The 20,220-nt window shown below is 68.3% G+C and carries 23 protein-coding genes; 6 read left to right on the top strand and 17 right to left on the bottom strand.

Features of this window, described 5'->3' with window-relative positions; genetic code table 11:
- The first annotated feature begins 65 nt into the window (after window positions 1-65).
- Genes BMZ02_RS15615 through BMZ02_RS15605 form a run of 3 tightly spaced genes read left to right on the top strand, consistent with a single transcriptional unit; the run spans window position 66 to window position 2,733 of the window.
- Window positions 66-965, top strand: coding sequence for a metal ABC transporter solute-binding protein, Zn/Mn family (locus BMZ02_RS15615; RefSeq protein WP_091645559.1), 900 nt, complete (start codon window positions 66-68; stop codon window positions 963-965).
- A gap of 5 nt (window positions 966-970) precedes the next feature.
- A complete protein-coding gene (locus tag BMZ02_RS15610) occupies window positions 971-1,792 on the top strand; it encodes a metal ABC transporter ATP-binding protein (protein WP_091645557.1) in 822 nt (273 codons plus the stop codon).
- Between the two features lie 5 nt (window positions 1,793-1,797).
- On the top strand, window positions 1,798-2,733 hold the full coding sequence (locus BMZ02_RS15605) for a metal ABC transporter permease (protein WP_091645555.1): 936 nt from the start codon (window positions 1,798-1,800) through the stop codon (window positions 2,731-2,733).
- A gap of 10 nt (window positions 2,734-2,743) precedes the next feature.
- Here BMZ02_RS15605 and BMZ02_RS15600 read toward each other — a convergent pair whose 3' ends face one another.
- The 5 genes from BMZ02_RS15600 to BMZ02_RS15580 all read right to left on the bottom strand — a co-directional run bounded on the left by BMZ02_RS15600 (window position 2,744) and on the right by BMZ02_RS15580 (window position 6,843).
- Window positions 2,744-3,574 (bottom strand): ion transporter, encoded by an 831-nt coding sequence (locus tag BMZ02_RS15600; protein ID WP_091645554.1) that lies wholly within the window; start codon window positions 3,572-3,574, stop codon window positions 2,744-2,746.
- Window positions 3,575-3,684: 110 nt separating this feature from the next.
- Complete coding sequence (locus tag BMZ02_RS15595; RefSeq protein WP_091645552.1) at window positions 3,685-4,938, bottom strand: DUF445 domain-containing protein; 1,254 nt, start codon at window positions 4,936-4,938, stop codon at window positions 3,685-3,687.
- Window positions 4,935-5,240 carry an MTH1187 family thiamine-binding protein gene (locus tag BMZ02_RS15590; RefSeq protein WP_091645551.1) on the bottom strand — a complete coding sequence of 102 codons (306 nt, stop codon included), beginning with the start codon at window positions 5,238-5,240 and terminating at the stop codon, window positions 4,935-4,937. The genes BMZ02_RS15595 and BMZ02_RS15590 overlap by 4 nt, the downstream gene beginning before the upstream one ends.
- A gap of 38 nt (window positions 5,241-5,278) precedes the next feature.
- A complete protein-coding gene (locus BMZ02_RS15585) occupies window positions 5,279-6,073 on the bottom strand; it encodes a metallophosphoesterase (RefSeq protein WP_091645549.1) in 795 nt (264 codons plus the stop codon).
- Complete coding sequence (locus BMZ02_RS15580; RefSeq protein WP_171909954.1) at window positions 6,073-6,843, bottom strand: DUF1499 domain-containing protein; 771 nt, start codon at window positions 6,841-6,843, stop codon at window positions 6,073-6,075. Before BMZ02_RS15580 ends, BMZ02_RS15585 begins: the two co-directional genes overlap by 1 nt.
- A gap of 121 nt (window positions 6,844-6,964) precedes the next feature.
- Between BMZ02_RS15580 and BMZ02_RS15575 the strand changes: the two genes are divergently transcribed.
- Window positions 6,965-8,011 carry an alpha/beta hydrolase gene (locus BMZ02_RS15575; RefSeq protein ID WP_245754050.1) on the top strand — a complete coding sequence of 349 codons (1,047 nt, stop codon included), beginning with the start codon at window positions 6,965-6,967 and terminating at the stop codon, window positions 8,009-8,011.
- A gap of 21 nt (window positions 8,012-8,032) precedes the next feature.
- On the opposite strand, the gene BMZ02_RS15570 is transcribed toward BMZ02_RS15575, so the two are convergent.
- Genes BMZ02_RS15570 through glyA form a run of 12 tightly spaced genes read right to left on the bottom strand, consistent with a single transcriptional unit; the run spans window position 8,033 to window position 18,055 of the window.
- Complete coding sequence (locus tag BMZ02_RS15570) at window positions 8,033-8,473, bottom strand: NUDIX domain-containing protein (protein ID WP_091645547.1); 441 nt, start codon at window positions 8,471-8,473, stop codon at window positions 8,033-8,035.
- 19 nt (window positions 8,474-8,492) lie between these two features.
- The gene (locus tag BMZ02_RS15565; protein WP_091645545.1) at window positions 8,493-9,782 is read right to left on the bottom strand and encodes a putative PEP-binding protein; all 1,290 of its coding nucleotides are present in this window, start codon (window positions 9,780-9,782) and stop codon (window positions 8,493-8,495) included.
- A gap of 48 nt (window positions 9,783-9,830) precedes the next feature.
- Entirely contained in the window at window positions 9,831-10,757 is a 927-nt protein-coding gene (locus BMZ02_RS15560; protein ID WP_091645543.1) for a hypothetical protein, read from the bottom strand.
- Window positions 10,758-11,258, bottom strand: a complete 501-nt coding sequence (locus tag BMZ02_RS15555) for a phosphatidylglycerophosphatase A family protein (protein ID WP_091645542.1) — start codon at window positions 11,256-11,258, stop codon at window positions 10,758-10,760. It abuts the gene before it with no gap.
- Window positions 11,258-12,229, bottom strand: coding sequence for a thiamine-phosphate kinase (gene thiL, locus BMZ02_RS15550; RefSeq protein ID WP_091645540.1), 972 nt, complete (start codon window positions 12,227-12,229; stop codon window positions 11,258-11,260). The genes BMZ02_RS15555 and thiL overlap by 1 nt, the downstream gene beginning before the upstream one ends.
- 51 nt (window positions 12,230-12,280) lie before the next feature.
- Window positions 12,281-12,817: a transcription antitermination factor NusB gene (nusB, locus tag BMZ02_RS15545; RefSeq protein ID WP_091645538.1), complete on the bottom strand. Its 537-nt coding sequence runs from the start codon at window positions 12,815-12,817 to the stop codon at window positions 12,281-12,283.
- A gap of 5 nt (window positions 12,818-12,822) precedes the next feature.
- Window positions 12,823-13,290: a 6,7-dimethyl-8-ribityllumazine synthase gene (ribH, locus tag BMZ02_RS15540; protein ID WP_091645536.1), complete on the bottom strand. Its 468-nt coding sequence runs from the start codon at window positions 13,288-13,290 to the stop codon at window positions 12,823-12,825.
- A gap of 42 nt (window positions 13,291-13,332) precedes the next feature.
- A complete protein-coding gene (gene ribBA / locus BMZ02_RS15535; protein ID WP_091645535.1) occupies window positions 13,333-14,448 on the bottom strand; it encodes a bifunctional 3,4-dihydroxy-2-butanone-4-phosphate synthase/GTP cyclohydrolase II in 1,116 nt (371 codons plus the stop codon).
- 50 nt (window positions 14,449-14,498) lie between these two features.
- Window positions 14,499-15,161 carry a riboflavin synthase gene (locus BMZ02_RS15530; protein ID WP_091645533.1) on the bottom strand — a complete coding sequence of 221 codons (663 nt, stop codon included), beginning with the start codon at window positions 15,159-15,161 and terminating at the stop codon, window positions 14,499-14,501.
- A 2-nt stretch (window positions 15,162-15,163) separates the two neighbouring features.
- Entirely contained in the window at window positions 15,164-16,297 is a 1,134-nt protein-coding gene (gene ribD / locus BMZ02_RS15525; RefSeq protein ID WP_245754049.1) for a bifunctional diaminohydroxyphosphoribosylaminopyrimidine deaminase/5-amino-6-(5-phosphoribosylamino)uracil reductase RibD, read from the bottom strand.
- A 12-nt stretch (window positions 16,298-16,309) separates the two neighbouring features.
- The gene (gene nrdR, locus BMZ02_RS15520) at window positions 16,310-16,780 is read right to left on the bottom strand and encodes a transcriptional regulator NrdR (RefSeq protein WP_091645529.1); all 471 of its coding nucleotides are present in this window, start codon (window positions 16,778-16,780) and stop codon (window positions 16,310-16,312) included.
- Between the two features lie 9 nt (window positions 16,781-16,789).
- Window positions 16,790-18,055: a serine hydroxymethyltransferase gene (glyA, locus tag BMZ02_RS15515; protein WP_091645527.1), complete on the bottom strand. Its 1,266-nt coding sequence runs from the start codon at window positions 18,053-18,055 to the stop codon at window positions 16,790-16,792.
- A gap of 491 nt (window positions 18,056-18,546) precedes the next feature.
- Between glyA and BMZ02_RS15510 the strand changes: the two genes are divergently transcribed.
- Both BMZ02_RS15510 and rimK read left to right on the top strand, forming a co-directional pair.
- Window positions 18,547-19,032, top strand: a complete 486-nt coding sequence (locus tag BMZ02_RS15510) for an ATP-dependent zinc protease family protein (protein WP_091645525.1) — start codon at window positions 18,547-18,549, stop codon at window positions 19,030-19,032.
- Complete coding sequence (rimK, locus tag BMZ02_RS15505) at window positions 19,029-19,934, top strand: 30S ribosomal protein S6--L-glutamate ligase (protein ID WP_091645523.1); 906 nt, start codon at window positions 19,029-19,031, stop codon at window positions 19,932-19,934. Before BMZ02_RS15510 ends, rimK begins: the two co-directional genes overlap by 4 nt.
- Window positions 19,935-20,220: the final 286 nt, after the last annotated feature.

Here is a 20,220-nt window from a genome sequence, read left to right as displayed (position 1 = left end):
TTGACTTCCGGACGCGTGTGCCTGTCATAATGAGTGAGAATTAGACTCAATCTAAAGGAAGACCCATGCGTCCCCTGCTCACTGCCGTGCTGCTCAGTCTGCTGATTGCCGCGACCCCGGCACACGCCGCCGACGATGACCGCCTGAAGGTGGTTGCAACGTTCTCGATTCTCGCGGATATCACCAAGCGCATCGGCGGTGACGCCATCGCGCTCACCAGCCTCACGCCGGTCGGTGCCGAAGTGCACGAATGGGAGCTCAACGCCCGCAACTTCGCGGCCCTGGAAGAGGCCGACGTGGTCCTCTATAACGGCTATAACCTGGAGCAGTGGATGGGTCAGGTCCGCGCCACGGTCCAGGACGACACCCCGCTGGTGCCGGTCGCCGAGGAGAGCGGCCGGGAGACCCTGGGCATCGTTACCGGCGACCTGGAAGGGGATCCGGACCCACACCTGTGGATGGACCCACGCGCCGCCGCCGCATACGGGCAGGCCATCGCCGACGCCCTGGGCGAGCGGGCCCCGGAACACGCCGAGCGGTTCCAGTCCCGGGCCGACGCGTTCGCCGAGGAGATGGACGCCCTTTACGACGAGATCCAGACAATCCTGGCGGTCATCCCCGATGATCACCGCACCCTGATCACCAGCGAGGCCGCCTTCCTCTACTTCGCCGACGCGTTCGACTTCCATCACGACGGCATCTGGGGCACCAACTCCGAGGAGGAAGGCACACCGCGGCAGGTGGCCCGGGTCACCGACGTCATCCTGGAACGCCAGCCGCAGGCGCTGTTCTGGGAGAGCACCATCTCCGACCGCCACGTCCGCAGCATCTCGGGTGATACCGGCGTGCCCTACCACGGGCCCCTGTACGTGGACTCCCTGAGCGCGGCCGACGGCGATGCGCCCGATTACGCCACCATGCTGCGCCACAATGCGCGCATGCTCGCGGACCGGCTCGCACCCTGACCGCCATGGTGACGAACCCCGCCTCCCATCCGTCCTCCCCGACGCCCGCCAGTGCCGTGTCGGTGTCAGGGCTCACCGCGGCCTACGACGGTGCGCCGGTGCTGAGCAACGTCTCGTTCGAGCTGGACGCCGGACGATGGCATTCGGTCATCGGCCCGAACGGCTCCGGCAAGACCACGCTGCTGACCATCCTGGCCGGGTCACTGACACCGGTGCGTGGCGAGGTGCGGCTGTTCGGTGGCGACCCGGAGGCGTGCCGGCGCCGCAGCGAAGTGGCGTACATGCCCCAGCACGAGCACCTGGAGTGGGATTTCCCCATCTCCGTCTGGGACACGGTCATGACCGGTCGCTACGGGCACATGCGTCGGGACGCCCTGTGGCGTCGCTGCCTGCCGGCGCGGCTGAGCGCCAGCCGCCACCGGGAGATCTGTGCCCGCGCCCTGGCCGAAGTGCGCATGGACCACCTGGCCCGGCGCCCCATCGGCCAGCTCTCGGGCGGGCAGAAAAAGCGCGTGCTGCTGGCGCGCATGCTCACCCAGGAGGCGCCGCTGGTGCTGCTGGACGAGCCGCTGGTGGGCCTGGACAAGGACAGCCGCCGCCTGATCCTGGACGTACTGCGCCGGCAGCGGGAGCAGGGGCAGACCATCGTCATGGTGACCCACGATCTGGTGAATACGACCCGATACGCCGATCAGGTGCTGTTGCTGAATCGCTCGGTGATCGACATGGGCCCGCCGGCAGAGATGCTGCGCGACGACATGCTCACCCGCACCGCCACCGCCAACTGGCTGACCCAGACGCCCGCCACTGACGAGGAGGAGGTCTGATCGCCATGGTGGAGGAATTCGAGGCATTCAGCCGCATCGTGGTCGACGCACTCCTGAGCGGGCTCATGGGAGTGGTGGGCCTGCTCCCGGAGAGCATCGCCGCGCCGTTCCAGTACGCGTTCATGCAACGCGCCCTGCTCACCGCCATCGTGGTGGGGGCGACCTGCGGGATGCTGTCGTGCTTCATCGTGCTCAAGCGGTGGTCACTGCTCGGCGACGCCATCTCCCACGCGGTCCTGCCCGGCGTGGCCATCGCCTACCTGGTGGGCTGGCCCTTTTTCATCGGCGCCTTCATTACCGGCGCGCTGACGTCCCTGGGCATCGGCGCCATCGAGCGACACACGCGGCTGAAGGCCGATGCCGCCATGGGTGTCATGTTCACGGCGGCGTTCGCCATCGGCGTGGTCATCATCAGCCAGATCGCCTCCAGCACCCACCTGATGCATATCCTGTTCGGCAACGTGCTGGGCGTGCAGCCCGCGGCGCTGCTGCTGACCATCATCGCGGGCCTGATCGCCGTGGCGGCGGTGACGCTGTTCTACAAGGAGCTGCTGCTCTACACCTTCGACCCGGTGCAGACGCGGGCGCTGGGGTTCCACTCGGGCCGCATTCACTACGGCCTCATTCTGCTGCTGACGCTGACCATCGTGGCCAGCCTGGAGACCGTGGGCATCATCCTCGTGGTGGCAATGCTGGCCACACCTGGCGCCACCGCGCATCTGCTCACTGACCGCCTGCCGGTGATGCTCGCCATCGCCATCGGCGTGGGCGTGTTCTCGGCGATCATCGGCCTGTACCTGGCCTACTATTTCAACCTCGCCTCCGGTGGCAGCATCGTGGTGGTGGCCTCGACGCTGTTCCTGCTGGCGCTGGTGTTCTCGCCACGCCACGGCCTGCTGCGGCGCTGGTTCCGGGACGCGGCGATCCGGCGGGCGCACTGACCCGCCGCGATCAGCGCTTGCCGAGCCGGTTCTCCAGCCGCTCCACCTTCTCGTGCAGCTCCTCGATCAGCCGCAGCATCCGCTCGCGCTCCTCGTGCGCCTTGGCCTCGGTCTGCTGATGCTTGGCATCGGCCTCTTCCATGTGCCGCTCCTGCATGGTGTTGACGATGATACCGATGAAGAGGTTGAGCACCGTGAACGCGGACAGCAGGATGAAGACCACGAAGTAGAGCCAGGCCAGCGGGTAGACCTGCATCACCGGCCGCGCGATCTCCTCGGACCAGCTCTCCAGGGTCATCACCTGGAACAGGGAGAACAGCGTCAGACCCAGGTGACCGAAGTCCTCGGGGAAGCTCTCGCCGAAGAGCTTCGTGCCCATGACCCCGAAGATGTAGAACACCAGCCCCAGCAGAAAGGCGATCCAGCCGATGCTCGGAATCGCCTTCAGCAGCGACTCCACGATCATGCGCAGCCGCCCTACCTTGGCCACCAGGCGCAGCACGCGAAGGATACGCAGGGCGCGCAGCACCGAGAACGGCCCGGAGTCGGGCAACAACGAGATGGCGACGATGACGAAGTCGAAGACGTTCCAGCCTTCCCGGAAGAACCGGTAGTCGAAGGCGAACAGCTTCAGCGCGATCTCGATGACGAACACGGTCAGCACCGCCCGCTCGATGATGAGCAGCGGGCCGCCCGCGTAGTGCTGCACGATATCGAACGTCTCCAGCCCCAGCGTGATGGCGTTGAAGCAGATCAGAACGATGATGAAGTTCTGCACGGGGCGGCTTTCCACCCACTGCCCGACGCGCTGGCGCAGCCCCGGCGACGATGTGTATTCCATTGCCAACCTCTCGCTCGAAAACGGTCTGCCGCAGGCGGGGTACGAGCGAGCCGGGGCTCATGGGTCTCGTGGCACCGCGGCACCGAGGCGATGCATTATATCGGCGCTGCTCAGAAACCGAACAGGGCCCCGGTGACCAGAAACAACGCCATGCCCACCAGTGCACCAACCAGTGTGCCGTTGATCCGGATGAACTGCAGATCACGCCCCACTGCCAGCTCCAGCCGGTCCACCAGGCTGTCCGTGGGCCAGTCGCGGACCACGTCCGCGATGAAGGTGCCGATACTGTCCCGGAACGGCAGCACCAGCTCCCGCAGCAGCGCCTCCAGCCGTTCGTCCAGGCGGGCACGGGCTTCCGGGTCGGCCTGCAGGGTATCACCAAACCGCTGCAGACTGCCCACCAGGGATTGCCGGAAACCGCTGTCACCGTCGGAGACGCCGTCCACCAGCGCCTGGCGCAGATCACCCCAGAGCTGCTCCAGCAGCCCCTGCAGTTCCTCGCTGGCGAGAATGCTGTCGCGAATGCCGTCCAGTCGGTCACGCACGGCACCGGACGTGCGCATCTGACCGATCAGTTCGTGGACGGTCCGGTCGAAATCCTGCCGCACCGGGTGGTCGTGCTGGGCCAGCTCGCCCAACCACTCCTCGACCCCTTCCATGATGGCGTCGGCGAGGCGCCGGTCGAATCGACGGGGCACCCACCAATGGCTGCGCGCGCTGACCTGCGCGCGGATGGTGTCGCGATTGCGGCTGAGCAGATCCCGGGCCAGGTGCAGGGAGCGGTCGAACAGCCGCTGGTGGTCCCGGCTTTCCAGGAACAGCTCCAGCAGCCGCGCGATCACCGGCACCAGGTCCAGCTGGCGGACGTGCTGGGCCAGGGCGTCGCGATAGAAACCGCGGACTTCCTGATCCTCGAAGGCGTTGATGACGTCCGGCGCCAGCACCAGCAAGCGGTCGGCCACCAGGTCGGCGTTCTCCGGCCGAGCCAGCCAGCGCCCCAGGTGCAGGGACGGATCGGCCGCGTGCAGCCGCGAGATCACCACGTCCTGATCCAGGAAGTTCCGCGACACGAAATGGCCCAGCCCGCGCCCCAGCCGCTCCTTGTTACGCGGCAGAATGGCGGTGTGGGGAATGGGCAGCCCCAGGGGCCGGCGGAACAGCGCAGTGACCGCGAACCAGTCGGCGATGCCGCCGATCAGGCCCGCTTCCGCCCCCGCCCGCACCAGCAGCACCCACTGGTCCGGCTGCTCCACGAACTGGGTACCGAAATAGACGCCGGCCGCCCCGACCAGGGACGCCGTCGCCACGCGGCGATGCCTGCGCAGCACATCCCGCTGCAGCGTGTCGTCTTCGGCGGCGGTCATTCGCCGGCCCGGTGCCTCTGCACGCTGGCCACCTTGTCGTCCAGGCTCTGCGCCCGGTCCGTGCGCGTTCCGATCTTGAGGTTGGTGAACAGCCGCGGCGCGCCCATGGCATGAAGCCGTTCATGGCAACGTCTGATCGCCGCGAACACGGCATCCCACTCACCTTCGACGTTGGTACCGAAGGCGTGCAGCTCAACGGTCAGCCCGGCCGCCTCCAGCTCGTCCTGGCAGGCGGCGATGTAGGCCCCGAGCGACGGATCGGTGCCGATCGGGATGACACACAGTTCGACGTGGACGTGCATGACGGAACCCTCCGTAACGCGCGCGACCGTCCCGGCGGTCACGCGCCGTTGATCTCGATGACCCGGGCCGGGTCGAACGGCGCGCCCGGCACGGTTTCGTCCGGGTAGCCGCGCTGGTTGCTCAACACGTGCACCCCGCAGTGGTAGAGGTCCACATTGGCGTGGGTGTGGCCGTAGATCCACGCGGATGGCGCCCCCTCGGCCAGCAACGGGTGCAGATCGCTGACAAAGGCGGTGGAGACCTCGTTCAGACCGTAGTCCGGGTGTGCGCAGTCCAGCAGCGGCGCGGCGTGGGTCACCACCACGGTCGGCTGCTCATGCTCCGAGGTGAGCTCCTCGTACAGCCAGGCGCGGGTCTGCCGATGGCAGGAGCGGGTCATCTCCGGGGTCAACGGCTCGTCGTCGCCATTGATCTGGATGCAGCGGTAGTCCGGCATGTGCTGGCCCACCGTCGGCATGACGCGCGAGGGTGGAAAACGGCCGTCACCGGCAAAGTCCGTCCACAGCGTCGCCCCCAGAAAGCGCACGCCTCCGAGGGTGACGGCATCCTGTTCAAGCACCCGCACACCGGTGCCGTGCGCCTCGTCGCGCAGGGCATCCACCAGGCCCGGGTACTGGTTGCCGTAGAACTCGTGATTGCCGGCCACGTAGATGCACGGGATATCCAGAGCCCGCGACTGCTCGGCGGCCCAGCGCACGCCCTCCACGCCGTTGTCGATATCACCGGCAAGCACCAGCACATCCGCTCCGGCATCCGGCAGCCGCGGCGGCTCGTCACCGGAGTAGTGGCGCACCACTTCGTTATGGAGATCGCTGACGACCTGGATCCGCATCAGTCCTCCCCGGCAAAGCGGGCATCCAGCGCCGCCAGATACTCACGAATGCGCTCGGCATTGGCGCCGAGATCGCTGCGACCGAGGCGCGACGCGGACCGGACGTCCACGACAACCCCGTCATCCTCTTCCCGCAGCCGGACCACCACGTCGTCCTGGAAGCCGAACCACATGGTGGTGGCCACCGCCTCGATGCGGCCGTCGTCCCGGTCGGCTTCCTCGATGCGCCACTGCATGACCCGGGCGGCCTCTTCGGCGGCATCGAACACCGCGTCCATGGAGGCGCCGTAGCGGCGCGACTCCAGATCGGGATACGCCTCCTGCTGCTGCGCGATGACGTCTTCGCCCGGATGGTCGACCGCGTTGGGCGCGGCTTCCCGGGCGTCCACCAGGGCAACAAAGGCCGGCACGTCGTCGGTATCGGTGGTGATGTCGTGAATGGGCGGCGCGCTATCGGCACGGTGCTGAATGGTCAGATGACCCGACGCGGCACCAAGCCCGAACACCAGTGCCACGAGCCCCACCAGCGCACGCGCCCGGTTACGCGCCACCAGGGCAGCAAGAATCACGGCAAACCCGCACACCGCGGCGGCCAGACCGATCCAGGCCCCGTACTCGATCATGGTGAAGGCCGTGCCCACATCCACCCAGCCGAGTTGATACCAGGGGCCCGCCAACAGCACTACCAACCCCGCCAGCACACCCAGCGCCACACCGACACCGGCGACAGCACGCTGCCGGGGGCCGCCTTCATGTTTGCCGAACACCATTACTCTCCCATTCCGCACGGTCCGGACAGGATACCCGGAATGGCAACGCCAACACACGGGGGCGCGGGCCTCCACATCGCCGGACTGGAAAAACGCCCGCATCTCGGGTATCAACAAGACCATGGCATTCACGATCCCCGCTCCACCCTCGCTGTTGCCCTGCCAGGCCTGGCTCAACTGGCTGCTGCTGGCCGTTGTGGTCGTGGCACTGACGGGCTGCGGCCCGCGCGCGCAGGATGCCGAACCGCCCTCCAATCCGCCCCGGCTGGACCCCGGCGTGGCCACCATGCCGGACGGGCAGCGGCTACCCATGAGCCGCTGGAGTGCCCACGGTGGTGACCCCGACGCGGTGATCCTCGGCGTGCACGGCTTCAACGATTACCGCCGTGGCTGGGCCGTGCTGGGGCAGGACCTCCGCGAGCGGGGCATCTCCGTGTACGCCTACGACCAGCGCGGGTTCGGCGCCACGGAGCAGCGCGGGGTGTGGGCAGGCACCGACATCATGACCTCGGACCTGGCAGTGCTGGCCGCGCTGCTGCGGGAGCAGTATCCGGACACGCCGCTGTATATCGCCGGCGAGAGCATGGGTGGCGCCGTCACGCTGGTGACTCACGCCCGACACCCGGACCTGGATATCGACGGCACGATTCTGCTGGCCCCCGCCGTGTGGAACCGCGGCAACATGCCCTGGTACCAGCGTTTCGGCCTGTGGATGGCGTCCTGGGTTGCCCCCCAGAGCACGCTTCGCGGCAGCGGGCTCGAGGTCCGCCCCTCGGACAACCGCGAGATGCTGCGCGCCCTCGGCCGCGATCCGTTGATCCAGCGCGGTGCACGCGTCGACGCCCTGAGCGGGCTCGCCGATCTCATGGACCAGGCCCAGGCGGCCATCCCGGCGTACCGGGGCCGTACACTGATTCTCTACGGCGAGAAGGACCAGATCATTCCCCGCCGGCCCACCTGCGACATGTTCCGCCGCCTGCCCAACCCGGATCTGTGGCGCGCCGCGCTCTACCAGGAGGGCTATCACATGCTGACCCGCGATCTCCAGGGTGAGGTGGTGCGTGCGGATATCGGCGACTGGGCGCTGGACCCGGAGGGCCCGCTGTCCTCGGGCGAGGAAACGGAACTGGACGGCCGCCTGGGCGCGTTCTGCGGATACCGCGCCTGAGGCGGCGCCAATCACGACGACTTAGTCCACGCCCCCGCGCAGGGGCGCCACCTGGCCGGAGCGCAGCCAGTGGCGGTAGTCCTCCAGGATCAAGGCGTGGTCGAACACCAGCGGACCGGGGTGGTCCACCTCGGCAACCAGCACCGCTGCGGCGTCGTCGTCCGCAACCGGCTGCCCGCGCGCATCGGCCACGTACACACAGCTCACCGTATGGCCGCGCGGATCCCGGTCCGGGCGGGAATAGACGCCGAGCAGGCACACCAGCCGCACAGCCAGGCCCGTTTCTTCCCTGGCTTCGCGGCATGCAGCCGATTCCACCGCCTCGCCCGGGTCGACGAACCCGCCGGGCAACGCGCGGCCCAGTGGCGGATTGGCCCGCTCGATGAGCACGATACGGTGCGGATCGCCGTCCAGCCGGATGATGCAGTCGGCGGCCAGTGGCGGTGTCTCCGGCCGGGTCATCAGACGCTCACGTCCCGCATCAGATCCGGCTCCAGGGCATCTCGGGCCGTGCATCCGGATCCAGACCAAGCAGGGCGTGGACCGCATCGGAATCCGATGCCTCGCATACCGAGGCTGCCCGACGCCGGGCCTCGCCGGTATCCGTCTCCTGGACGACCCGAGCCAGGGTGGGAATCAGCCGCGGCGCCATGGAAAACCGCCGGAACCCCAGCCCGACCAGCAGCGGCAGCACACCGGGGAGCTGCTGCAGAAGGCCGCAGAGCTGAACGCGCTCGCAATCGTTGCCCGCCTGCCCGGCAACGATGCGAAGAAACCGCAGCAGGGGCGGCGAATACGGATCCAGGTAGCCGGCGACCTCGGGAATGTCCCGATCCGCCCCGAACAGGCACTGCATGAGGTCATTGCAGCCGATGGACACCATGTCCGCCCGCTCGCGCCACTCGGGCATCGCCAGCGCCGCCGCCGGCGTCTCCGCCATGATCCCCACGGGCACGGTCTCGGGTAACCAGGCACCCAGTTCCTGACGCCAGTGGCGGAACTCCTCGGGGCTCGCCACGTAGGGAATCAGCACGCGCAGATCATACCGGTCCGCCAGCTCCGCGATGGCGGCCACCTGAGCGCGCACGACACTGCGCACGGGCTCCACCGCGAACAGCCGCGAGCCCTGCATGCCCAGCAGCCCGGCCATGCCGGCCATCTCCCCGAGCCAGGGCGGGCGCTTGTCCACGGAGATATCCAGCAAGCGGAACGTGACCGGCAGGTTGCCGGCGGCGGCACAGATCTCACCCAGCGCCTCCCGGTAGAAGGCAACATCCGGCGGGCGCCCGTGGGGCGGGGTGAGGTACTCGGTACGCACCATGCCGATCCCCGCTGCACCGACGGTAACGGCCTCCCGTGCGCCTTCGGCGCCGGTGATGCTGCCGCGCAGCTCGACAGGCACCCCGTCAGCCGTGTACACCGGCGCACCCGCCTGCAGCCCCGGCACCCGGCCACCACCATCCACGCGCCCCGCGGCGGCACTGCGGAGCTGCCCGCTGCCACCATCCACATGGATGGCCTCCCCCGGGTTGAGCTCGGCCGCCTGCCGCCGGCCGAGCACCACCGTGGGGATACCGTAGCTCTGGAGCTGGGTCATGGGGTGTGACAGGGGCGCGCCACCCATGACGATCAAACCGGCAGGCCGGGCCTGGAAAGTCTCCAGATCAGCGTAGTCGATCAGCAGCACATGGCGGGCATCGGCGGCATGGATGTCGGTGCTGAGGAGTCCCTCGGCGACCCCGGGGACGAATGGCATGGCTTGGATGAACATGTCCGCAGTCTACGGAATCCGCGTGACCCGCGTCACCTACGCCGTGGCTCAGTCGATGGCGGTGAGCGTCCCCTCTGCATCCGGCGACACCGCCGTGTAGCGCAGCTCGGGGCCGAGCCGCTGCAGGGCCTCCGGCGGGTCCACCAGGAAGCGCTCGCCCAGCAGCACCATGTTCACCGGGTCGTCGGGGGCGATCCGCAGATGCAGCATGCCGGGCTCGCGGAAGAACGCGCGCAGGGCGTCCATGCCGGCATTCAGACGGGGGTCGTCCCACTCCGCCGCGGCCCACTCGAGTTCGCCCAGCACGTTGGCGCCCAGGGTCGGGCCGGTCATGCCCTGCTCCCGCGCAAGGCGGTCGATGAGACTGTGGAACAGACCGGTATCGCGCCAGCGACCGTCGAATTCCACCAGCTCCAGCCCGGACGCCGGCCCGTCGTAGGGGTGATCCAGCATGCCGCGATCCCCCAGCAGAAATCGGCTGCGGAATGCGATGGCGTCGCCACTGTGCAGCGCCACGGTGAGGTCGTCGATCTCCAGGCGGCGGCTGTCGGGCTCGAACGCCATGGACAGGGAGATATCGCCGACCACCGGGCCGTTCAGGGCATTCTCCAGTGCCGCCAGCGTCTCCGGCCAGCCACCCCGCTCCCAGTGAACATCGTAGAGCCGCAGATCCAGGGACTCGGGCAGGATCCCGCCACCGCTGTAGTTCGCGATGCTGGCGCGACGGATGCGGACGTCGGGGAAAAGCCCGGTGCCTTCCAGGCGCAGATCGTGGACGGCGGCGGTCCGATCGAAGGGATTGACGGTGACGGCTTCGTAGCTGCCGTCCAGGTACGCGGGCAGATCGTCGAGCAGCCGGTCCACGGCCGCTGCGACCCGGTTCTCCAGGTACCGCTGCCCGCCGAACAGCGCGACACCGACCAGCACCCCGACCAGGACGACAACCACCAGTGCGCGTACCGCCCGTCCCAGCATTCAGGCCCCTGTGACCAGAACAATCACCTGCAGGCAGACCGCCGCATACACGCCGGCCAGAATGTCGTCCACCATGATGCCGAAGCCACCCCCGACCCGGCGGTCAAGCCAGCCGATGGGCCATGGTTTGAGCACATCGAAAACACGGAACAGCAGAAACCCGAGCACCACCCAGACCAGGCCAACGGGCGCCAGAATCATGGTCACCAGAAACCCTGCCACTTCATCCCAGACGATGGCCGGGTGGTCGTGAACACCGAAATCCCTCGCGGCCCGGTCACAGATCCAGATACCGGCCACGATCGCGACCAGGGTCGCCAGCAGATAGCCCCACAGGGGCAGGGGTAGCAGCAGCGCATAGACCGGCAACCCCGCCAGAGTGCCCACCGTCCCCGGCGCTTTCGGCGCCAGCCCGGTGCCAAAGCCGAGCGCCAGGAAGTGCACGGGATTGCTCAGGCGGGCACGCCCGTGCAGGGAGGGTACGCCGTCGGGCTCACTCATCAGCGGACCTCCGGGAAATGGCTGTAGCCGGGCGTCTCCAGAGAGACCGGCGTCCGGTCCGAGCGGATCAGTCGCAGCCCCGGTTCAGGCTGCACGTGACCAATGCGGGTCAGCGCCACGCCAAGCCGGCTGGCAATGGCGTCGAGTTCGTGCAACCGCGAGCGCGGCACCGTGAAGCACAGTTCGTAGTCGTCCCCGCCGGTGAGCGCCGCCTGCCACTGCCGCTCCCGCCCGCCGAAACGCAACCCCGGCTCCGACAGCGGCAACCGGTCCACGTCCAGGGTGGCACCGAGGTTATCGGCGGCGAGCAGGTGGCCGAGATCCGCAGCGAGACCGTCGGAGACATCCACCGCCGCGGTGGCGCGCCCGCGCAGGGCCTGGCCCAGGCTGACCCGGGGGGTGGGCCGGTGCAGCCGGTCCAGCAGGTAGGCCACGTCGGGATCATCCCGGTCCGCCCTGCCCCGCCAGAGCGACAGCCCCAGAGCCGCATCACCCAGCGTGCCGCTGACCACCACGGCGTCACCGGGGCGCGCGCCCCGACGCCGCAGTGCCGTGCCCGTGGGCACGAACCCGGTGACCTGAACGCTGATGTTGAGCGGCCCCCGCGCCGTGTCCCCACCCACCAGACGCACCTGGTGATAGGTTGCGGCCCGCCCGAGCCCGCGGGCGAATTGCCGCAGCCAGCGCTCGTCGGCATCGGGAAGTGTCAGAGCAAGCAACACCCAGGCAGGCTGGGCGCCCATGGCAGCCAGATCGCTGAGATTGACCGCAAGGGCCTTCTCGCCGATGGCATCCGCGGGAGCGTCCACGGGGAAGTGCACGCCGTTGACCAGGCAGTCGGTGGCCATCACCAGCGAGTGGCCGGCCGGCGGCTGGAGCACGGCACCGTCGTCGCCGACGCCCAGCACCACGTCCTGCCGCCGGGACCCGACGTCGCTGAAGTAGGTGCGGATCAGATCGAATTCCGTCATGCCGTCTCCCGTCCTGCCGCAGCCCTTGCCGGAGCCCCAGTGAAGCGGGGGTCAGCGCCGGCCGCGCGGGCGTTCGATTTCCGCGGCACGCATGGCCTGGCCGCGGGCGACCTTGTCCAGCACGCCGTTGATGTACTTGTGGCTCGCTTCTGCACCGAAACACTTGGCGAGCTCCACCGCCTCGTTGATCACCACCCGGTAGGGGATGTCGAGACGTTCATTCAGCTCGTAGGCTCCCATGCGCAGAACCAGCCGCTCCACCGGGTCGAGGCTGGCCATGGCGCGATCGAGATGGGGCGCAATCTGCGCGTCCCACTCCTCCATGCGGTCCAGTACACCATGCAACAGTTCGCGGAACAGCTCCAGATCGGTGTCCGCCATATCCAGCGCTTCTTCCAGCTCCCGGTCCGGCTCCACGGCGGGCGGCCGCTCGGGTGGCGGCTGGTCGCCGTCATCCGGGAGGAACTGGCCCTCGATATCGCGGGCACTCTGACCCGTGAGCTGCCACTGGTACAGCGCCTGTAGCGCCCGCTGCCGCGCCGCTCGGCGCTGGCGGTTGTCATTCTGCCTGCTTCGCGTTCTGGCCATGGCGTTCAGCTGTCGAGTCTCCGCAGCAGGCTGACCATCTCCATGGCGGACATGGCGGCCTCGCCCCCCTTGTTGCCCGCCTTGGTGCCGGCCCGCTCGATGGCCTGCTCGATGGAGTCGACGGTGAGCACGCCGAAGGCAACGGGCAGGTCGCGGCTGGTGGCGATCTGGCCCAGCCCCTTGCTGCACTCGCCGGCGACGTAATCAAAGTGGGGCGTCCCCCCACGGATCACGGCGCCCAGGGCGATGACCGCGTCGAACTTGCCGGACGCGGCGGCCCGGTCGGCCACCAGCGGCAGTTCCCACGCCCCCGGGGCGCGCACTACGGTGATGTGGTCGTCGCCGACGCCGTGGCGTTTGAGTGCGTCCAGCGCACCACCCAGCAGGCTGTCAACCACGAAGGCGTTGAACCGGCCCACGACAATGGCGTACTGACCGTCAACGGACGTGAAATCACCCTCGATTGTCTTCATTGCACCTGTTTCCACGTTTCTGGATTGCTGTCGGCCCGCGCTTTACTCCGGGTCCACGTATTCAATCACTTCCATGCCGAACCCGGATAGCGCATGCATGCGCTTGGGCGCGCTGAGCACACGCATGCGCCGCACGCCCAGGTCCGACAGGATCTGGGCGCCCTTGCCGTAGGTCCGCAGATCGCCGCTGGACTGCGCCGCCGGGTCGTCGTCCGGCCGCTCCGCCTGGCGGTGGTATTCATGCATGCGCTTGAGCAGCGCGGAGTCGTCCTCGTTGCCACGCAGCACCACGACCACGCCCTCGCCGGCATCGGCCACCTGCCGCAGGGCCGCGCGCAGCGGCCAGCCACACAGGGGGCCGGTGCTGGCGAACATGTCCGAGAGCGTATTCTGCAGGTGGACCCGCACCAGCGTCGGCGCATCCGGGTCGGGGCGCCCCTTCACCAGCGCGAAATGCAGCGCATCGTCGACGTTGTCCTGGTAGGCGTAGAGGTGAAAGGGCCCGAACTCGGTGGGCAGCTCGCAGTCGGCAACCCGCTCCACGGTGCGTTCGTTGCGCACGCGGTAGGCGATCAGGTCGGCGACGGTGCCGATCTTGAGGCCGTGTTCACGCGCGAAGGCGATCAGATCATCGCGCCGGGCCATGGTGCCGTCCTCGTTGAGGATCTCCACGATCACCGACGAGGGCTCGAAACCAGCCATGCGTGCCAGGTCACAGCCCGCCTCGGTGTGCCCGGCCCGGGTCAAAACGCCGCCGGGCTGCGCCATCAGCGGGAAGATGTGGCCGGGCTGGGTGATGTCCTCCGGCTTGGCGTGGGGCGCCACCGCAGCCTGGACCGTACGGGCGCGGTCGGCTGCGGAGATGCCGGTGGTCACGCCGGTACTGGCCTCGATCGAGACGGTGAAATTGGTGCTCTGCGCCTCGTCCGTGCCGCCGACCATGAGCGGCAGGCGCAGCTGGGCACAGCGATCGCGGGTCAGCGTCATGCAGACCAACCCCCGGCCGTACCGGGCCATGAAGTTGATGTCCTCCGGGCGGACCATGCTCGACGCCATGACCAGGTCGCCTTCGTTCTCCCGGTCCTCGTCGTCCATGATGACGACCATCCGACCTTGACTCAGGTCCTCGATGATCTCCTCGATACTGTTCATGGCCATGGTGCTTGTCCTGTGGCTGCGGGCCCTGCTGGCGGCACCGCCGGTGGGGTTCAGTCGGCGCGAAAGCCGCTCCGGGCAAGAAACTCGCGGGTCATGCCGGCGCTTCCGGGTTCGGCGGCACGGTCACCCAGCATCAGACGCTCCAGGTAACGGGCAATAACGTCCACTTCCAGATTGACGGACTGGCCGGGACGATACCCGCCGAAACGGGTCGCGTCCATCGTGTGCGGTACGATATTGACATCGAAACAGGCGCCGTCGACCCCGTTCACGGTCAGGCTGACGCCGTCGATACAGATCGACCCCTTTTCGGCAATGTAGCGCGCCAGCCGGTCCGGGGCACGGAAGGTAAAGCGCCAGGAGCGGCCGTCCTGCCGGCGCTCCACGACGGTGCCAAGGCCATCCACGTGACCGCTGACCAGGTGCCCCCCGAGCGGTGTGGCCGGCGTCAGCGCCTTCTCCAGATTGACCCGGCTCCCCGCGCCCAGGCCACCCAGGCTGGTCCGGTCCAGGGATTCCACGGAGACGTCGGCACTGAAACCGTCCCCGGGCAGCTCGACGGCGGTCAGACAGACGCCGTTCACGGCAATGCTGTCACCGATGGCCACATCGTCGAGGGGCAGGTCACCGGTGCGAATGCGCAGACGGGCGTCGTCGCCGCGCCGCTCCAGGGCGGCCACTTCGCCCACGGCCTGAATGATACCGGTAAACATGGTCAGTCCTCCTGGCCGTGATCCGGCCGCGCCACAATGCGAATGTCGTCGCCGAGCTGGCGGACATCCAGTAATCGCAACGGCAACCGCTGGGCCATGCGCTCCAGCCCGGGGAGATGCAGTAACGCCCGCCCCTCGTGCCCCATGAGATGGGGCGCCTGGTAAAGAATCAGCTCATCCACCAGCGCTGCCGCCACGAAGGCGCCCACCAGCGTCGGCCCGGCCTCCACCAGGACTTCATTGACCTGGCGGCGGCCGAGGGCGAGCAGCGCCGCCTCCAGGTCCAGACCATGGGGGCCGGCAGGCAGTTTTTCCACCTCGGCACCGGCTGCCTCGAGGGCGGCCCGGCGGCGGGCGTCATCGCTCGCCGTGAGAATCAGAACCGGCCCGGGCTGGCGGAGCATGGCCGCATCGGCCGGCATCCGCAGCCCGCTGTCGAGCACCACGCGCAGGGGCGGCGGCACGGACGCGGGGTCGGCCACATCCCGCACGGTCATGGCCGGGTCGTCGGCCACCACCGTGCCCCGGCCGGTCACCACGGCGCAGGAACGGGCCCGCCAGCGGTGCACATCGGCCCGGGCCGCGCTGCCGGTGATCCAGCGGCTCTCACCCGACGCCATGGCCGTGCGCCCATCCAGGCTCGCGGCCAGCTTGGCCCGCACCCAGGGACGGCCGTCGGTCATGCGCCGCATGAATCCGGCGTTCAGCGCCACGGCGTTACCCTCGGCGACACCCTCGGTCACCTGGATGCCCGCCTCGCGCAGGCGAGCAAGACCACGCCCGGACACGGCCGGGTTGGGATCCGCTGCGGCGACCACCACACGGCTGACGCCGGCGGCGATCAGGGCGTCCACGCAGGGCGGAGTCCGGCCGTGATGGGAACACGGCTCCAGTGTCACGTAGGCGGTGGCCCCTGCTGCCGCCTCGCCGGCGGCGTTCAGGGCGTTCACTTCAGCGTGGGCTTCGCCGGCACGCACATGCCAGCCCTCTCCCACGTTCTCGCCATCGCGCACGATCACGCAGCCCACCCGCGGATTGGGGCGGGCCGTCCACAGGCCGTGCCTGGCCAGCTGCAGGGCGCGCGCCATCCAGCGGTGATCACTGGCACAACGGTGGTCGATCGGCGGTGGGGTCATCGGCAGGTGTCGCTAGTCTGAAGAGGACGGGGGCGTCTCTTCCAGGCCCTCGATGACCTCGCGGAAGGCGCTCACGTCCTCGAAGCTGCGGTAGACCGATGCAAACCGGACGAACGCCACCTTGTCGAGTTCCCGCAACTCTTCCATGACCCAGTGGCCGAGATCCTGCGTGGGGATCTCCCGTTCGCCCTGGGCGCGAATGTTCCGAACAATGCGGTGAACGGCGGCTTCGATGCGGTCCGTGTCCACGGGCCGCTTCTCCAGCGCCCGGAGCATACCGGTGCGGAGCTTGTCCTCGTCGAAGGGCTCGCGGGTGCCATCCTGCTTCACCATCCGCGGCATCAACAGCTCCGCGGACTCGAACGTGGTGAAGCGCTCACCACACTGCCCGCACTCCCGGCGACGGCGCACCTGGTCGCCCTCCCGCGCGAGGCGGGAGTCGACGACCCGGGTGTCCTGCGCCTGGCAGTACGGGCAGCGCATGGCGGCCGATCAGCCCTGGTTGGCCTGGTACACCGGCTTGCGGCGGCAGATGTCGACCACCTGCTCCCGGACACGGCTGATGACGCCCTGATCCGAGATGTTGTCCAGCACGTCGCAGATCCAGTGGGCGAGCTGGCTGGCATCCTCGGTATCGAAACCGCGGGTGGTGATCGCCGGGGTACCGATACGCAGGCCGGAGGTGACGAACGGCGACTGCGGATCATTGGGCACGGTGTTCTTGTTGACCGTGATGTGCGCTTCGCCGAGCGCGGCATCCGCGTCCTTGCCGGTGAGGCCCTTGTCCACCAGATCGATCAGGAACAGGTGGTTGTCGGTGCCGCCGGAGACCACGTTGTAGCCGCGCTCCTGCACCGTCTTCGCCATGGCGCGGGCGTTATCCACCACGCGCTGCTGGTAGGCGCCGAAGTCGGAGCCCAGGGCTTCCTTGAAGGCCACGGCCTTGGCCGCGATCACGTGCATCAGCGGACCACCCTGGGTGCCCGGGAAGATCAGGGACTGGAACTTCTTGGTGATCTCCGGGTTGTCGCGGGCGACGATCAGGCCGCCGCGCGGGCCGCGCAGGGTCTTGTGGGTGGTGGTGGTGCAGGCATCGGCGTAGGGCACCGGGTTCGGGTAGACGCCGGCGGCAATGAGACCGGAGACGTGGGCCATGTCCACCACCAGGTAGGCACCGACCTTGTCCGCGATCTCGCGGAAGCGGGCCCAGTCCACCACACGGGAGTACGCGGAGAAGCCGGCCACGATGATCTTCGGCTTGTGCTCCTGGGCGAGCTCGTCCACCTGCTTGTAGTCGATCTCGCCGGTCTCCGGGTCCAGCCCGTACTGCACGGCATTGAACACCTTGCCGGAGAAGTTGACCTTGGCGCCGTGGGTCAGGTGGCCGCCGTGGTCCAGGCTCATGCCGAGAATGGTATCGCCGGGCGAGGCCAGCGCCAGGTAGACGGCAGCATTGGCCTGCGAGCCGCTGTGCGGCTGGACGTTGGCGTAGTCGGCGCCGAACAGCTGCTTGGCGCGCTCGATGGCCAGGCGCTCGGCTTCGTCGACGAATTCGCAGCCGCCGTAGTAGCGCTTGCCGGGATAGCCTTCGGCGTACTTGTTCGTGAGAACACTGCCCTGGGCTTCCATGACCAGCGGGCTCGCGTAGTTCTCGGAGGCAATGAGCTCGATGTGCTCTTCCTGCCGACGCGTTTCCTTCTGAATGGAATCCCAGAGCTCGGGATCAAAGCTGGCGATGTTCAGGTCGCTGTTGAACATGCGGCTCCCTCGATGTTGTCAAAGAGAAATGACGTGATCCGGGTACTGGGCACCGGTGGATCACGGCCACCGAAAGCGGCCCGGACCCGCGGACGCTGTGACTCGGATGACGCGACCCGTCGGCGGCGCTGACGCGCCAGCGCGGCGGGCCGGGGGGCCCGGATGCTGCTCCGGAGAAGCGTATCAGTCTAACGGATTCGGGCTGTATCTGCACGGACGCGCGGTTAGTCACGAACGACGCCACTGTCGTCACCTGGTTGCGACCGGGGGCGATGGACGCGCTGACGGACACGCTGTGAACCCATCCATGGGCGCTTGACCGCGGCCGTCCAGGCCGCGGACAGTCCGTCAGCGCGTCCATCGCCCCCGATCGCAACCACTACCCGTCGTACCGGCCGCTGTGCACGAGGCTTGCCTCGCGCCGGTGAATCCTCTACAAGGGCCGAAAGCCCGGGCCTCGTGCCACATCCACCGCCATCTGACGGAGCGGCATGCGCAAACAGACCCCCAATCTGATGGCCGGCTGGCGGGAGTGGGCCGCCCTGCCGGATCTGCACATCCCCGCCATCAAGGTCAAAGTGGACACCGGCGCCCTCAGCTCCGCCCTGCACGCCATCCACATCGAGCATTTCTCGGAGGACGGGCAGGCGCGCGTGCGCTTCGAGATTCACCCGTTTCAGCGCCGCAGCCAGCCCACCATCGCGTGCACGGCGAATCTGATCGGGGAGCGCCTGGTCACCAGCTCGAACGGCCACCGGGAGCGCCGGCCGGTGATCCGCACCCGTCTCATGCTGGCCGGCCAGACCTGGCCCATCGATCTGACCTTGACCAACCGTGACAGCATGGGGTTTCGTATGCTGCTTGGCCGGCGGGCGATGCGCCGCCGGATCGTTGTCAATCCATCCGCCTCTTTCATCTGCGGGGCGCCCGACGGGGCGACACCGCAAACCGACCCATGGAGTAGCGCCGCTCGATGAACATCGTCATCCTCTCGCGCAACCGCAAGCTCTACTCCACCCGGCGCCTGGTCGAAGCCGGGGAAGCGCGCGAGCACACCGTGCGCGTTGTCGACCCGCTGCGCTGCTACATGAACATCAGCTCGCACAAGCCGGAGATCCACTTCAAGGGCGAGGTGCTGGAGATGCCGGACGCGGTCATCCCGCGCATCGGCGCCTCGATCACCTTCTACGGCACGGCGGTGGTGCGCCAGTTCGAGATGATGGGCGTGTTCCCGTTGAACGAATCCGTGGCCATCAGCCGCTCCCGGGACAAGCTGCGCTCCCTGCAGCTGCTCTCCCGGCGCGGCATCGGCCTGCCGGTGACCGGCTTCGGCTATTCACCGGACGACAACCAGGACCTGATCAACCTGGTGGGCGGTGCGCCGCTGGTGGTCAAGCTGCTGGAGGGCACACAGGGACGGGGCGTGGTGCTCGCCGAGACCAACAAGGCCGCCGAGAGCGTCATCGATGCCTTCCGCGGCCTGAAGGCGTACTTCATGACCCAGGAGTACATCCGCGAGGCCAACGGCGCCGACATCCGCTGCTTCGTGGTGGGCGACCGGGTGGTGGGCGCCATGATCCGCCAGGCCCAGGAGGGCGAGTTCCGCTCCAACGTGCACCGGGGCGGCTCGGTGCGGGCCATCCGCATCACGCCGGAAGAACGCTCCACCGCGGTGCGCGCGGCCAAGATCATGGGACTGAACACCGCCGGCGTGGACATCATGCGCTCCAACCACGGCCCGGTGGTGCTGGAGGTGAACTCCTCCCCCGGCCTCGAGGGGATCGAGCGGGCCACCGGCAAGGACATTGCCACCCACGTCATCCAGTTCCTGGAAAAACGCGGCCGCAAGGGCAAGACCGGCACCCGCGGCAAAGGGTGAAAAGGGTTCTCCGGCTGAGTGGCGGGGGTGGCGTTTTGAAGCGACTCGCGAAGCTCCGACCCGCAGGCCGCCCGGCCCGGAGGGTGGCGGCATGGATGCCGCCACCGGCTTTCAGCACAGGGATGTGCTGTAAGCCGGCCAGGCCGTAGGGGCGGAAACTCTCCTTCGCCAGAAGGAGAGTTGGGCGGAGTGCCGGAGCTTCAACACGCCACCCCCGCCGATCAGCCGGAGGACACAGCCCAAAGGACTGGCCAGCGCACGCGCGACAGGTAGAATGTTGCATCAT

Origin of the sequence: Aquisalimonas asiatica (assembly GCF_900110585.1) — a bacterium.
GTDB classification, from domain to species: domain Bacteria; phylum Pseudomonadota; class Gammaproteobacteria; order Nitrococcales; family Aquisalimonadaceae; genus Aquisalimonas; species Aquisalimonas asiatica.
This window is presented reverse-complemented; position numbering and strand designations above follow the sequence as displayed.

Excerpts from the sequence above, each read along its gene's own strand:
- BMZ02_RS15615 (WP_091645559.1), top strand. The coding sequence starts at position 66 with ATGCGTCCCCTGCTCACTGCCGTGCTGCTCAGTCTGCTGATTGCCGCG.
- BMZ02_RS15610 (WP_091645557.1), top strand. The coding sequence starts at position 971 with ATGGTGACGAACCCCGCCTCCCATCCGTCCTCCCCGACGCCCGCCAGT.
- BMZ02_RS15605 (WP_091645555.1), top strand. The coding sequence starts at position 1,798 with ATGGTGGAGGAATTCGAGGCATTCAGCCGCATCGTGGTCGACGCACTC.
- BMZ02_RS15600 (WP_091645554.1), bottom strand. The coding sequence starts at position 3,574 with ATGGAATACACATCGTCGCCGGGGCTGCGCCAGCGCGTCGGGCAGTGG.
- BMZ02_RS15595 (WP_091645552.1), bottom strand. The coding sequence starts at position 4,938 with ATGACCGCCGCCGAAGACGACACGCTGCAGCGGGATGTGCTGCGCAGG.
- BMZ02_RS15590 (WP_091645551.1), bottom strand. The coding sequence starts at position 5,240 with ATGCACGTCCACGTCGAACTGTGTGTCATCCCGATCGGCACCGATCCG.
- BMZ02_RS15585 (WP_091645549.1), bottom strand. The coding sequence starts at position 6,073 with ATGCGGATCCAGGTCGTCAGCGATCTCCATAACGAAGTGGTGCGCCAC.
- BMZ02_RS15580 (WP_171909954.1), bottom strand. The coding sequence starts at position 6,843 with ATGGTGTTCGGCAAACATGAAGGCGGCCCCCGGCAGCGTGCTGTCGCC.
- BMZ02_RS15575 (WP_245754050.1), top strand. The coding sequence starts at position 6,965 with ATGGCATTCACGATCCCCGCTCCACCCTCGCTGTTGCCCTGCCAGGCC.
- BMZ02_RS15570 (WP_091645547.1), bottom strand. The coding sequence starts at position 8,473 with ATGACCCGGCCGGAGACACCGCCACTGGCCGCCGACTGCATCATCCGG.
- BMZ02_RS15565 (WP_091645545.1), bottom strand. The coding sequence starts at position 9,782 with ATGTTCATCCAAGCCATGCCATTCGTCCCCGGGGTCGCCGAGGGACTC.
- BMZ02_RS15560 (WP_091645543.1), bottom strand. The coding sequence starts at position 10,757 with ATGCTGGGACGGGCGGTACGCGCACTGGTGGTTGTCGTCCTGGTCGGG.
- BMZ02_RS15555 (WP_091645542.1), bottom strand. The coding sequence starts at position 11,258 with ATGAGTGAGCCCGACGGCGTACCCTCCCTGCACGGGCGTGCCCGCCTG.
- thiL (WP_091645540.1), bottom strand. The coding sequence starts at position 12,229 with ATGACGGAATTCGATCTGATCCGCACCTACTTCAGCGACGTCGGGTCC.
- nusB (WP_091645538.1), bottom strand. The coding sequence starts at position 12,817 with ATGGCCAGAACGCGAAGCAGGCAGAATGACAACCGCCAGCGCCGAGCG.
- ribH (WP_091645536.1), bottom strand. The coding sequence starts at position 13,290 with ATGAAGACAATCGAGGGTGATTTCACGTCCGTTGACGGTCAGTACGCC.
- ribBA (WP_091645535.1), bottom strand. The coding sequence starts at position 14,448 with ATGGCCATGAACAGTATCGAGGAGATCATCGAGGACCTGAGTCAAGGT.
- BMZ02_RS15530 (WP_091645533.1), bottom strand. The coding sequence starts at position 15,161 with ATGTTTACCGGTATCATTCAGGCCGTGGGCGAAGTGGCCGCCCTGGAG.
- ribD (WP_245754049.1), bottom strand. The coding sequence starts at position 16,297 with ATGACCCCACCGCCGATCGACCACCGTTGTGCCAGTGATCACCGCTGG.
- nrdR (WP_091645529.1), bottom strand. The coding sequence starts at position 16,780 with ATGCGCTGCCCGTACTGCCAGGCGCAGGACACCCGGGTCGTCGACTCC.
- glyA (WP_091645527.1), bottom strand. The coding sequence starts at position 18,055 with ATGTTCAACAGCGACCTGAACATCGCCAGCTTTGATCCCGAGCTCTGG.
- BMZ02_RS15510 (WP_091645525.1), top strand. The coding sequence starts at position 18,547 with ATGCGCAAACAGACCCCCAATCTGATGGCCGGCTGGCGGGAGTGGGCC.
- rimK (WP_091645523.1), top strand. The coding sequence starts at position 19,029 with ATGAACATCGTCATCCTCTCGCGCAACCGCAAGCTCTACTCCACCCGG.